This is a genomic window from Azospirillum himalayense, assembly GCF_042657465.1.
Taxonomy (GTDB): Bacteria; Pseudomonadota; Alphaproteobacteria; order Azospirillales; family Azospirillaceae; genus Azospirillum; species Azospirillum himalayense.
In genome coordinates this window covers 46,566-59,387 of the sequence record NZ_JBHSLC010000109.1, presented here as the reverse complement: position 1 = coordinate 59,387, position 12,822 = coordinate 46,566, and the positions used below count along the sequence as shown (strand labels likewise).

Genomic DNA, 12,822 nt, shown 5'->3' with positions numbered 1-12,822 from the left:
AATTCTTCTTCCGCAGTTTTCATCGGAACATCACCATGGTGGCATGGTCGTCTTCCCGACTGGGCGACGCCTTGCGGCATTTTGCGGTGGAAGGATGGACAGCATGGCGGACCAGTCGATAAAGTTCTCCTACGAGTACGGAAAATACAAATATTTCGAATTTTCCGGAAACAACAACAAGGTGGATGTCGAGTTTTCCTGGGACTCTCCGAAAACGGACCCGTCGGGAAAGCCGATACCGAAGAAGGTGGTCGATCTTTTCAACAAGAATGTGCGCGAGGCCATTCAGGAGTTGATGAAGACCGAAGAGAAGACGGTTGCCGAAATAAAGAAGCAAATTCAGGCGTGGGATCAAAAGATCGCGAAGCACGAGATCGACGGCCGCAACCTGTTTTTGTTTTTGAACACGATCAACGACACCATGGAGCAGCGGGCCGCCGACCGCTTCGGGGGAATCGTCGGCGGCATCGCGACGGTCATGAAACTGATCGTGAAGAAGGCCTTCGCCGGCCTGGACGCGGCCGTGCGCAAGATGCTCGAAGACATGAAGTGGAAGGTCTACGCCAAGACGGTGGGAAAGATCGCCCTCGCTCTGACGGCGACGGCCCTCGCCATCACGGCCACGGTGCTGACCGGGGGCGCGGCGCTGCCGCTGGTCGTGGCGGGCGCCAAGATCACGCTCGACGTGGTCAAGGAAGGGAAGGCCGCCTACGACAGCTTCAACGACGGCGCGGACGAGGTGGTCGCCTTGCAAAGCGCCGTGGCGAAACACCGGAGCAGCGCGCAGGAGGCGATGAAGGTGGTCGAGCGGGCTGAGAGCCGGCGCTACCTCATGGCGGAGTCGGTGAACAAGCTGGAACGGCAACTTCGGGCGGCGGAGGCCAAATACGAAGACGTGGAGCGGATCCTCAATCAGAAGAAGATCGATGGAATCGCCGTCACCGAGGATGCCTCCATCCTGGCTCTCGTCAAGAAGGTGAAGCAGTACAAGGATCTGATCGACCGCCTCACCCCCCTGCTGAACGGAGCCCGCGCCGACCTCAAGCGTCTGGACGCGATGATCGACGGAGCGCGACGGGCGTTCGACCCGTCCACCTACGACGCGATTCCAAACGCCGACTGGAAGACGATCCTCAAGAAATACGCGGATGAGTACGGCTCGACGGTCAAGACGCTGGGGGACCTGGGCTCCAGCATCGCGACTGTCGTTCAGAAGCTGGCCTGATCCCCGGCCCGCCAGTCGTAGCCCTTCATGTGATCGAGGAACGCCCGCATGGCCGCACTCGGAAGGCGTCGGTTGGGATAATACAGATACCAGTGCGGCAAGGTGGGGCTCCACTCCGGGAAAAGCTCCACCAGCCGACCGTCATTGACGAGAGGCTTTGCGTAGTCATCCAGGACGTGGGCGATGCCCCGGCCGGCCAGGGCGGCCTGAAGCTCGTTGTGCACCGTGCTGACCGTCAGGCGCCCGGCGGGCGTGACCTCCAACGCGTCGTTCCCACGGGCAAACCGCCATGTGACGAGGGTGCCGCCGGGAAATCTCCGCCGAATGCAGTCATGGTAGACAAGGGCATGCGGTGTCTCCGGCCGCCCGTGCCGGGCGATGTAGTCCGGTGAGGCAACGATCGCGTATCTGAGCGATGGCCCAAACGGAACCGCGATCATGTCCTGTGCCAATTGCTTGCCGAACCGGACGCCGGCATCGAATCCCTGCTCCACGATGTCGATCACCGCGGCATCGCTGATGATCTCGATCTTCACTTCGGGATAGGCGTCCATGAAGTCGAAGACCAGCGGACACAGGAGATGATCGACGGCGGGCGCCGGCGCGTTGATCCGCAGCGTTCCCGATGGGCTGTCCCTCAGCTCGTCGACCTCGGCAATCGCAAGCTGGATATCGCTCAACGCCGGGGCCAAGCGATCGAGGAGGCGTTGCCCGGCCTCCGTGGGCGATACGCTCCTCGTCGTCCGATTGAGCAGCCGGATGCCGAGAGCCTCCTCCAAGGCGTTCATCGTCTGGCTCAAGGCCGATGACGAGACGCCCCGTTCAAGCGCTGCCGCGCGGAAGCCGCCACAGCGCACGATTGCGGCGAACACATCGAAGCTGTCCAAGCGAATCGGATTCATTGCGAAGCAGGCCTAATCAAGCCGATCACATTTGCCGAGCTTATCAGCGCAATCTTGCCGTGTCATGGTCGATCTGCGGTTGATCGTCGCGCCCGGATCGCCGTCCGTCACCGGTCACTCCCAGTTCCGTGGCTGGATGCGGCGCGCGGGCGCCCCACTCGGAAGGAAACGCCGATGAATCCCCCCACTGTGAACCGACGCAGGATCATGCTGTCCGCGGCCGTCGGCGCATCGACCCTGTTCCTTCCCGGCGATGGTGGGGCCGCGTCTGCGCAGACGACGCCCGCGACCGGCAACGCCGGCCACTACCGTTTCCGGGTCGGCGACATCAGTGCTGTGGTGTTGAGCGACGGCGTGATTGGCGGTCCGCCCCGCGTCTACGCGAGCGATGCGCCAGAAGCGGAGCTTCAGGAGGTGCTGCGGCGCGCTTTCCTGCCGACGGACCACATGACTCTGAACCTGAACACCCTTCTGATCGAAACCGGCGGACGGCGCATCCTCGTCGAGGCCGGCGCGGGCGCGACGATGGGGCCGAACGGCGGACGGATATTCCAGAACCTCGCGGCGATCGGGCTCGGTCCCGCGGACATCGACGCCATCGTGATCTCGCACACCCATCCCGACCATGTCGGCAATCTCAGGACCGCGAGCGGTGGTAGGGCGTTCCCCAGGGCCACCGTCTTCGTGCCGAGGGCGGACTGGGATTTCTTCGTCCGCAACGATCCGGATCTGTCCTACATGCCCGTTCCGCAGGATTTCCGCCTGCGCTTCGCCGCCGCGATCAAGAGCAGCCTGGAGCCGGTCAGCAACGAGGTCGAACTCTATGAAGCGGGCGCCGAGATCGTGCCGGGCCTCACGACGATCGTTGCCTCCGGCCACACGCCGGGCATGGCGACGTTCCTCGTCCACTCCGGAAACGACCAGCTGCTGCTGACCGCCGACCTCGCCTACCACCCGATCGTCAACATCGACAATCCCTGGCGTCCCGGGCCCGATCGCGACAAGGAAACCGCGCTCGCTTCGCGCCGGCGCATCTTCGACCGGGCGGCCGCCGACCGCATTCAGGTGCTGGGTTTCCATTTTCCATTCCCTGGCCTCGGCCGGATGCTCAAGACCGACGATGGCTACGCCTGGATCCCCGCGAACTGGCAGTTTTGAGATCCCCATACGAGCGTGGTGTGGTCACGTCCCTGGGCTTGGTGTGGGAGTTCTGTGGGGAGCGGCTGGTCCTCCGATGCCCATGTCCGATGCCCATGAGGGACTCAAGGCGGCGCTGTCCAAGGCGTTCCGCACAGCCATTCCAAAAGGGCGCGCATGAGCAGCGCCGTATCGAGCCGATCCGCCTTGGCGTGCCGACGGTCGCGCGACGCACGCTGCTGGCGTGGATGACCTGTGCTTCGATACCTCGCGACGGCAGCCCTGCAGCAGGAGAGAAGAGGCCGTTCTCGTCGGGGGCAAAGGCGGCCGGCGAACGGCCGGTCTCGAACGGCTGCATGAGGACGTCTCCACCGATTCCAAATGCCTCAAAATCTGCGCTCGGGTCGAAACGCGCGCTTGACGTCGGGCATAAATCCTATTTTCCTATAGGAATAGTACATAATACTACTGACCAGGAATGTTGTTTCTGCTGCAACCACGGTCCGGGTGGAGGCTCCCCGCCTTCCCCATTCGAACAGGAGATCCGGCATGACGGCTTCGGAAGACTTCCAATGGATGCTGATCGCGTCGCTCAGCCCGTCCTGCGCGGTGCCCTTGCCGCTGCCTTCGGACTCGCCGGACAGCATGCCGGACCGGACGCATATGGGCCGGGCACCGCTCAGCCATCGGCTGGCCCTGGGGGCCGGCGTCGTCCTGGCCGTCCTTCCGGTGCTGGTGGCCGCGCTGGCCTGATCCGCTGCCGCCCCCCGCCTTGACCGCATACCATTCTGGATGGATGCCATGACCGATCCCACCCTTCCCAACCTGTCCCGCCTGCGTGGTTTCATCGGCGACTTCACCCGTCTGGTGGAGCGGCGGGGTGACGACGAGGCCGCCATTCTTGACTCAGGTCGCGGTCTCCTGGCCGGGCTGGTCGCCTTGGACGATTGGCTGCCCGACGCCTACGCGCAGCCCGATCCGGTCCATTACCGGCAGTATCTGCTGCATTGCGATCCCCATGAGCGCTTCTCGGTCGTCAGCTTCGTCTGGGGGCCGGGGCAGCGCACGCCGATCCACGACCACACCGTCTGGGGCCTCGTCGGCGTGCTGCGCGGAGCGGAGCATTCCCAACGCTACGAACTCCGGGACGGCCCGCCCATTCCCACCGCCGCTGACCGGCTGCCGGTCGGATCTGTGGAGGCGGTGTCGCCGCGCATCGGCGACGTCCACGCCATTTCCAACGCGCTGGCCGACCGGCCGTCGATCAGCATCCATGTCTATGGCGGCAACATCGGCGCCATCCGGCGCTCGGTCTTCGATCCGCTGACCGGCGAGCGCAAGCCTTTCATCTCCGGTTACGCCAACAGCGCCCTGCCCAACCTGTGGGACCGCTCGAAGCCCGTTCCGCAAGCCGCATAACAGCAGGGTCCGGAAAGCAACCATGCCCGACACCGCACCGCTCGCCACCCGCATGCCGGCGGAGATCCGCCGCGACTGGATCGACCGCAGGGAGGTCGCCCTTCTCGACGCGCGGGAGGAGGGGCCCTATTCGCTGGCCCACCCGCTGTTCGCGGTGTCGCTGCCGCTCAGCCGGTTGGAATTGCCGGCCTACGATCTGCTGCCGCGGCGCGACGTGCCGATCACCGTCTACGACAACGGCGAGGGCTATGCCGAGCCGGCGGCGCGGCGGCTCCAGGCGCTGGGCTACCGCGACGTGACGCTGCTGGAAGGCGGGCTGGCCGGCTGGACCGCCGCCGGGTTCGAGGTCTATCGGGACGTCAACGTGCCAAGCAAGGCGTTCGGCGAGTGGGTGGAACACCACCGCCACACCCCGTCGCTGTCCGCCGACGAGGTGAAGACGCTCGTCGACACCGGGGCCGATCTGGTGATCCTCGACGCCCGCCGCTACGAGGAGTTCCGCACCATGGCGATACCCGGCGGCATCAGCGTGCCGGGGGCCGAGCTGGTCAAGCGCGTCCACGACGTTGCGCCCGACCCGGAGACGCTGGTGATCGTCAACTGCGCCGGCCGCACCCGCTCGATCATCGGCGCGCAGTCGCTGGTGAACGCCGGCATCCCCAACCGGGTGGCGGCGCTGCGCAACGGCACCATCGGCTGGACCCTGGCCGGGCTGGAGCTGGACCGCGGGCGCGACGGGCGCTTTCCGGCGGTGTCGCCGGAGGGCGACGCCAAGGGCCGCAAGGCGGCCCGCGCGGTGGCCGACCGGGCCGGCGTCGGGCGCATCGGCCCTGCGGCGCTGGACGCCTTCCGCGGCGACCAGCGCCGCACCCTGCATCTCTTCGACGTGCGAACGCCGGAGGAGTACGAGGCCGGCCATCTGCCGGGCTTCCGCCACGCGGCGGGCGGGCAGCTCGTCCAGGCGACGGACGAGTATGTCGCGGTGCGCGGCGCCCGCATTGTGCTGGCCGACGACCCGGCGGGCGGCGGCGGGCCGCGGGCCGACATGACCGCCTCCTGGCTGGCGCAGCTCGGTTGGGAGGTGCATGTGCTGGAGGGCGATGCGGCGTCTCTGGGCCGCGAGAGCGGCCCCGACCGCCGCCGCCTGCCGCCCGTCCCGGAAGCCGGGGCGGACACCGTGGCGCCGCGCGACCTGCTGGCCCTGCTGGAGAATGGCGAGGCGGCGGTGATCGACATCACCCGCAGCCCGCGCTACCGCGCCGGCCACATTCCGGGAGCGTATTTCTCGACCCGCGCGTGTCTGGGCGGCACCATCGCCCGCCTGCCGAAGGGCGTGCGCCCGGTGCTGACCTGCTGGGACGGCACGCTGACCCGCTACGCCGCCGCCGATTTCCCGGCGGGAGCGGTCCCGCTGCTGTTGGAGGGCGGCACGAAGGGCTGGGTGGCGGCCGGGCTGCCGCTCAGCACCGGGCTGGAGCGCCTGGGGCCGGAGCCGGACGACGTCTACAAGCGCCCCTACGAGGGCACCGACAACAGCGCCGCCGCCATGCAGGGCTACATCGACTGGGAGCTTGAGCTGGTGGACCAGCTCAAGCGCGACGGCGCCCACAATTTCCGCGTCATCTGACGAACTCCGCAACGGGACACGCCATGCCCATTTCCACGCGCTTCTCCACGCTGGGCCGCCGGGCGCTGCTCGGCTCCGCGCTGCTGCTCGCCGCCGGCTTCGCCGGCCTGACGCCGGCCCCCGCGCAGGCCGAGGCGACGCAGGTCCGCTTTGCCCGCAACCTCGGCCTCGGCTACCTGCCGCTCTACGTCATGGAGGACAAGGGGCTGGTGGAGAAGCACGCCCGCGCCGCCGGGCTGGGCGCGGTGACGGCCAGCTACACCCCGCTCGGCAACCCGACGACGATCACCGAGGCCACCCTGTCCGGCAACGCCGATTTCGGGGCGGCGGGCGTGCCGGCGTTCATCATCGCCTGGGACAAAACGAAGGGGAACGCCAACCTGCGCGGGCTGGCCGCGCTGAACGCCCAGCCGGCCTACCTCAACACCAACCGCCCCGAGGTGAAGGGCCTGACGGACTTCACCGAGAAAGACCGCATCGTCGTGCCGTCGGTCCGCGCCTCCTATCAGGCGATCGTTCTCCAGATCGCCGCCGAGCAGGTCTTCGGCCCCGGCCAGCACGCGCGGCTGGACCCGCTGACCGTGTCGCTGGCCCATCCCGACGGCACCGCCGCCCTGCTGTCCGGCCGGACGGAGATCACCGCCCACTTCACCAGCCCGCCCTTCCAGGACCAGCAGCTCCGCGACCCGAAGATCCACAAGGTGCTGAGCAGCTACGACGTGCTGGGCGGGCCGGCCTCCTTCAGCGCGCTGTGGACCTCCGCCGCCTTCCACGAGGCCAACCCGCGGCTGACCAAGGCGGTGCTGGCGGCGCTGGAGGACGCGGTGGTCCTCATCAAGGCCGACCCCAGGGAGGCCGCCCGCGCCTACATCCGCATCGAAAAATCCAAGCTGGGCGAGGAGGAGGTCGCGGCGATGATCGCGCACCCGGAGGTGTCCTACGACCTCGCCCCGCGCGGCATCGGCATCTTCACCGACTTCATGGCGCGCATCGGCTCGATCCGCAACCGGCCCGCCGACTGGCGCGACCTGTTCTTCGCCGACATCCACGACCGCACCGGAAGCTGAGGGCGAACTCATGACCCATCACGCCTTCACCGCCCATCCGGTCTCCCCCGCGCTGGGGGCCGAGATCCGCGGGATCGACCTGTCGCAGCCGCTGGTCGGTGCCACCGCCGCCGCGCTGGCCGCGGCACTGGACCGTCATCTGGTGCTGGTCTTCCGGGACCAGGCACTGTCCGACGCCGACCTCGTCCGGGTGTCCGGCCATTTCGGGCCGCTCGACAAGGCGCCGATCACCGAGCATGGCCGGTTGCACGCGCCGGGCTTCGAGGAGGTCTACGTCATCTCCAACGTCACGGAGCAGGGCCGCCCCATCGGCGCGCTGGGGGCGGGGGAGTCGGTCTGGCACGCCGACATGACCTATCTGGAGACGCCGCCCTACGCCAGCAGCCTCTACGCGCTGGAGGTGCCGGCGGAGGGCGGCGACACCGGCTTCATCAGCATGTTCGCCGCCTACGACGCGCTGCCGGAAGATCTGAAGCGGCGGATCGACGGGCTTTCGATCAAGCACGACAGCACCACCAACAGCGGCGGCTATCTGCGGCAGGGCTTCGCACCCCCGACCGACCTCGCCACGTCGCCGGGCACGGTGCACCCGCTGGTCATTGCCCATCCGGTGACCGGGCACAAGGCGCTGCTTCTCGGGCGCCGCCCGCACGCCTGCATCCCCGGCCTGCCGCTGGCGGAGAGCGAGGCGCTGCTCGACGCGGTCTGGGCGGCAGCGGTGCGTCCGGAGCTGTCCTGGCATCATCGCTGGCGGGTTGGCGACCTCGTGATGTGGGACAACCGCTGGACCATGCACCGCCGCGATCCCTTTCCCGAGGACCAGCGCCGCCGCATGCACCGCACCCAGATCGCCGTTCCTGCCGGATCGCGGCGCCTGGAGGCGGTGTGAGCATCCTCACCATGCGTCAGCGCGATGGTCCGGTCGGTGTTCGGAGGTGGTGGCGCGGCCGCGGGCGCATCGGTCACATCGGTGTGGTGCCGAGTGTCACTTGACGCGCGCCGTGGCGTCCCGTAGGGGACCCTGCCCAGGAGAAGTCCGCCACCCCCCTGCACGCACGCGGCGCCAGGCCAGCAGGCCGAACAGGGCGCCCGTCGCCAGGGCGGTCAGGTCGATGCCGGCCACCCCCCAAAGCCCGCGGGACAGCGTCATCCCGAGATGGGCTTGGCTGGTCAGGGCGTTCATCAGCGGCAGAGCGGTCCACAGCAGCGCCGCTGTCGCCAGTTGCTCGCCCCAGGCCCTCTGGACGCCGCGCAGCGCCGGGTGCAGGGCCGCCAGAAACCACGCGGCGAAGAAGGCGACGGCCTCCAAGGTCTCCCGGCCGGCCATCCCGGCGGGCAGCAGCCGGTTGGCCCAGAAATAGGCGGCGATGGCGATGGGCAGCCCGACCATCACCGCCAGATTGGCGCCGTCGGCCAGACGCAGCCCGAAGGACGGGGTCGCCTCGCGCTTGCGCCGCTTGATGACCCAGTAGACCTGACCGGTGCCGATCATCGCGGTGCCGGCCAGCCCGCACAGGATCATCGCCAGCCGCAGCGGCGTGTCGGCGAAGCGCATCATGTGCAGGCCGTAGGCGCCGGCCCGCGTCGCGGCGGCTCCGCCCGTCCCCTCCCAGACCTCGCGCACCGTACCGGTCGTGCCGTCGAACAGGATGGCTTCCGGCGTGATCACCACCCGGTCGGAGTCGGTGCGCTTGAGAAGGATGGTGGCGGCGGCGTCGCCCGGGTTGTCGATGACGATCCACCCCGGCCGCCCGCCGTCCCAGCGCCGCTCCGCCTCGGCCAGCAGCGGTTCGATGGCGGTGAGGGGGGCGGCCCGTCCCGAGGCGGCCGGCGGCACCGGTTCGGCGTAGACCGCGGTGTTGAATTCGGCCGGCCGGTCGCCGAAGGCCGCCTGCAGCCCCCAGGGCATGTAGAGCAGCATCAGCGGCACCAGCCCGGTCACGGTGATCAGCGCGTGGTAGGGCAGCACGATGATGCCCAGCGCGTTGTGCACGTCCATCCACAGCCGCGTGCGCGAGCGGTTGGGGCGGAAGGTGAAGAAGTCCCAGAAGACCCGCCGGTGGATGACGAAGCCGGTGATCAGCGCCACCAGCAGGGCCACCCCGGCGGCGCCAATCAGATAGCGTCCCACCAGGCCGGGAACGCGCAGGTCGAAGTGGAAGTAATAGAGGAAATCGCCGCCGAAGGTCGCCCGCGCCTGCACCGGGCGGCCGTCGGCCGGCTCCAGCGCCAGCTTGCGGAAGGCGGGCTGTATCCCCGGCGGGTTGTAGACGTAGACCTGGGTCGCGGTCCTGCGCTCGTCGGGCATGGTGATCAGCCAGCGGCGGGCCTGCGGCGCCTCGCGCGACAGGGAGGCGATCGCCGCCGCCGCCGCGTCGGGGCTGTTGGTGGCCTCGACCCGCTCGGGTTGCATCCAGCGGGTGATCTCGAAGCGGGCGTAGGCTGTGGTTCCGGTCAGGAAGACGCAGAACAGCAGCCAGCCGACCACCAGCCCACCCCAATTGTGCAGCCACGTCATCGACAGGCGGAAACTGCCGTTCATGAGCCGATCCCCGTCATGCCTTTCAACAGTGAGACCGCCGCCCAGACCGCCGCCGTCAGGCCGGCGGTCCAGGCCAGGGCGCGCAGGGCGCTGGCCGCGGCGAACACCATCACCACGGTCAGGACGCAGGGCAGCAGCGCCGCCATGGTGGCGGTCAGCACCGCCTCCGCCCGGTCCTGCACCGCCGGCAGCGCCAGGGACAGCGCCGCCGCCGTTCCCGCCGCCAGGGCGTAGCCGCCGCCGACGGCGGTCACGACCCGCAGCGCGATCTCGGTCTTTCGCGTCACCAGGAGTACTTCAGCGAGCCGATCACGGTGCGGCGCAGGCCGTAGTAGCAGTTGGTCGCCCGCGAGCAGGCCGCGACATACTCCTTGTCGAAGAGGTTGTTGGCGTTGATCGCCGCCTGAACGCCCTGGAGCTGCGGGCTCAGATAGGACAGGTCGTAGCGCAGCGCGGCGTCGACCAGCGTGTGGGACGGCACCTTGAAGCTGTTGGCCGGATCGCCGTAGGTGAAGCCGACGTAGCGCAGGCCGACGCCGCCGCCCAGGCCCGCCAGCGGGCCGTCCTGCACCGTGTAGTCGCCCCAGGCGGCCGCCGAATGGGTCGGCACGGCGACCGGCCGCTTGCCGCGGTCGGCGCCGTTGCTCTTCGTCACCTCGGCGTCGAGGAAGGTGTAGCTGGCCACCGCGTTCAGCCCGGCGGCGAGGCTGACGCGCGCCTCCGCCTCGAAGCCGCGCGAGCGGACCTCGCCGGTCTGGATGTTGTAGTTGGTGTGCAGCGGGTCGGCGGTTGTGACGTTCTGCTGGGTGATCGTGAAGGCCGACAGGGTGAAGAGGCTGCCGGACCCCGGCGGCTCGTATTTCAGCCCGGCCTCGTACTGCTGGCCGGTGGTGGGCTCGAACGGGTTGCCGAAGAAATCGCTGCCGGCGGTCGGCTCGAAGGACTCCGAGTAGCTGGCGTAGGGTGCCAGGCCGTTGTCGAACAGGTAGAGCGCCCCGACGCGGCCGGTGAAGGCATCGTCCTGCTGCGAAGCCCGTGCCTGGTTCAGCCGGTTCCGCTGCCCCGTCTCGGCCCAGTCCTTCCGCCCGCCCAGCAGAACGGCGAGGCCCCCCCACTTGATCTGGTCCTGGGCGTAGACGCCGGTTTGGGTGATGCGGGTGGCGGTGCTCTGATAGATCGGCGGGGTGGCGATCGGCAGCCCGTAGACCGGGTTGAACAGGTCGAGGTTCGGCGCCGCCGCCTGCCCGCGCAGCGTGTCGCTCCGCAGCCGCTGGTGATCGACGCCGGCCAGCACGGTGTGGCGCAGCGGACCGGTGTCGACCGTCACCTGGACTTGGTTGTCGACGGTCAGGTCGTAGGCGCGCTCGCGGGCCGAGAAGGTGGTGCGCCGCGTGGTGCGCAGATCGGGCAGCAGGCCGGACGCGTAGACCTGCTTGAGGTCGAGGTCGTTGTGCAGGTACCGGGCGTTCTGCCGCACCGTCCAGCGCTCGTCGAACCGATGTTCGAAGCGATAGCCGACGCTCATGGTCTTGCGGTCCCAGTCGTTGAAGTTGGGATCGCCCGTGAAGAGCTTGGTCGGCAGCGTGCCGTTGGGGTTGGGCAGCACGGTGCCCTGGGCCGGCAGGTAGTTCAGCGGCGAATCGTCGTAATTGTCACGCTGGTAGAGGCCGATCAGGGTCAGGCTGGTGTCGTCGGTCGGCCGGATGGTCACGGTCGGGGCGGCGGCCAGCCGGCGGCGCTCGGCGATGTCGGTCTGGGTGTCGCTGTCCAGCGCGACGCCGGCGAAGCGGTAGGAGAGCCGGCCGTCGCCGGTCACGTCGCCGCCGACGTCCAGCGCGGCCTGCTTGCGGCCCTGGTTGCCCGCCTGCAGCAGGATTTCATGCCGGGCGTCGGGGGAGGGCTGCTTGGTCACCATGTTGACCAGACCGCCGGGGCTGGTCTGGCCGAACAGCACCGAGGCCGGGCCCTTCAGCACCTCGACCCGCTCGAACAGGTACGGGTCGATGCCGGAGGTCAGGAAGCCGCTGCCCTTCAGCCGCAGCCCGTCGAGATACTCATTGAAGGACACGCCGGTGGTGCCGTTGCCGCCGAAGCCGCGCACCGAGATGCCGTCGCCGCCGAAGGAGGAGGAGCCGCCGTTGCGGGCGGTGGTGACGCCGGAGGTGTAGTTCAGGACGTCGGCCAGACTCCGCACCGCCTGGGCGTCCATCTGGTCGCGGGTGACGACGGAGATCGACTGCGGCGTTTCCAGGATCGGCGTGTCGGTCTTGGTGGCGGTGGCGCTCTGGCGGGCGGCGTAGCCCATGACCGGGCCGGTCGCCCGCTCGCGCGTGCCTTCGACGGTCACCGGGTCCAGCACCACCCCACCGGTCTGCGGCCGCGACAGCACGGCACGGCCGGGGCCGGTCATGTGGTACGACACGCCGGTGCCGGACAGCAGGCGGCGCAGCGCCTCGTCGGCGCTCATGGTTCCCGACACGCCGGGCGAGGACAGGCCGCGCGCCACCTCGGCCGGGAAGCCGACCTCCCAGCCGCTGGCCGAGCTGAAGGCGTTGAGAGCGGTGACCAGCCCCTGCGGGGCGATGTCGAAGCGCTGCCCCGCCGTTTGTCCGCCCATCGGCCCGGAAGCCTGGGCCACCTGCCCGCCGGTCTTCGCCGGTGCCGCCAGGGCGTAGCCCCCCGCCGCCACACCGATGCCGACCACCGCCGACGACAGCAGCGCCGCCCGCAGCAGGGCCGTCCCCCGACGCCCCCGCGCACCCCGATCCATCATCCCCGCACCCATCGTAACGCATTCCCCATGATCGCGACGTATCGACCGGCCGGAGCGCGCCGCTCATTGCAATTGCGACGCATTCCCGATAGCCGTGCCGACCTGACGTTTGGGGATCGTGAAAAGCGGA

Annotated in this window: 11 protein-coding genes; 7 read left to right on the top strand and 4 right to left on the bottom strand. The window is 68.9% G+C overall.

From position 1 onward, the window contains the following. Positions 1-103: 103 nt before the first annotated feature. Complete coding sequence (locus ACFPMG_RS28980; RefSeq protein ID WP_376998686.1) at positions 104-1,225, top strand: hypothetical protein; 1,122 nt, start codon at positions 104-106, stop codon at positions 1,223-1,225. On the opposite strand, the gene ACFPMG_RS28975 is transcribed toward ACFPMG_RS28980, so the two are convergent. Further along, positions 1,210-2,112 (bottom strand): LysR family transcriptional regulator, encoded by a 903-nt coding sequence (locus ACFPMG_RS28975; RefSeq protein WP_376998684.1) that lies wholly within the window; start codon positions 2,110-2,112, stop codon positions 1,210-1,212. The two genes, ACFPMG_RS28980 and ACFPMG_RS28975, sit on opposite strands and share 16 nt — an antisense overlap. Before the next feature lie 189 nt (positions 2,113-2,301). Here ACFPMG_RS28975 and ACFPMG_RS28970 point away from each other — a divergent pair, with 189 nt between their 5' ends. The 6 genes from ACFPMG_RS28970 (at position 2,302) to ACFPMG_RS28945 (ending at position 8,266) form a co-directional block, all read left to right on the top strand. Beyond that, complete coding sequence (locus ACFPMG_RS28970; protein WP_376998682.1) at positions 2,302-3,285, top strand: MBL fold metallo-hydrolase; 984 nt, start codon at positions 2,302-2,304, stop codon at positions 3,283-3,285. A 528-nt stretch (positions 3,286-3,813) separates the two neighbouring features. Continuing rightward, positions 3,814-4,017: a hypothetical protein gene (locus ACFPMG_RS28965; RefSeq protein ID WP_376998680.1), complete on the top strand. Its 204-nt coding sequence runs from the start codon at positions 3,814-3,816 to the stop codon at positions 4,015-4,017. Positions 4,018-4,065: 48 nt separating this feature from the next. Continuing rightward, on the top strand, positions 4,066-4,683 hold the full coding sequence (locus ACFPMG_RS28960) for a cysteine dioxygenase family protein (RefSeq protein WP_376998678.1): 618 nt from the start codon (positions 4,066-4,068) through the stop codon (positions 4,681-4,683). A 22-nt stretch (positions 4,684-4,705) separates the two neighbouring features. After that, complete coding sequence (locus ACFPMG_RS28955; protein WP_376998676.1) at positions 4,706-6,310, top strand: rhodanese-like domain-containing protein; 1,605 nt, start codon at positions 4,706-4,708, stop codon at positions 6,308-6,310. Between the two features lie 23 nt (positions 6,311-6,333). Continuing rightward, complete coding sequence (locus ACFPMG_RS28950) at positions 6,334-7,377, top strand: ABC transporter substrate-binding protein (protein ID WP_376998674.1); 1,044 nt, start codon at positions 6,334-6,336, stop codon at positions 7,375-7,377. Between the two features lie 10 nt (positions 7,378-7,387). Beyond that, positions 7,388-8,266, top strand: a complete 879-nt coding sequence (locus tag ACFPMG_RS28945; RefSeq protein WP_376998672.1) for a TauD/TfdA dioxygenase family protein — start codon at positions 7,388-7,390, stop codon at positions 8,264-8,266. Positions 8,267-8,362: 96 nt separating this feature from the next. On the opposite strand, the gene ACFPMG_RS28940 is transcribed toward ACFPMG_RS28945, so the two are convergent. The 3 genes from ACFPMG_RS28940 to ACFPMG_RS28930 are packed head-to-tail and all read right to left on the bottom strand — an operon-like array spanning position 8,363 to position 12,692. Then, entirely contained in the window at positions 8,363-9,919 is a 1,557-nt protein-coding gene (locus ACFPMG_RS28940) for a PepSY-associated TM helix domain-containing protein (RefSeq protein WP_376998670.1), read from the bottom strand. Continuing rightward, positions 9,916-10,206, bottom strand: coding sequence for a hypothetical protein (locus ACFPMG_RS28935; RefSeq protein ID WP_376998668.1), 291 nt, complete (start codon positions 10,204-10,206; stop codon positions 9,916-9,918). The genes ACFPMG_RS28940 and ACFPMG_RS28935 overlap by 4 nt, the downstream gene beginning before the upstream one ends. Then, positions 10,203-12,692 (bottom strand): TonB-dependent siderophore receptor, encoded by a 2,490-nt coding sequence (locus tag ACFPMG_RS28930; protein ID WP_376998666.1) that lies wholly within the window; start codon positions 12,690-12,692, stop codon positions 10,203-10,205. The genes ACFPMG_RS28935 and ACFPMG_RS28930 overlap by 4 nt, the downstream gene beginning before the upstream one ends. Positions 12,693-12,822 lie beyond the last annotated feature (130 nt).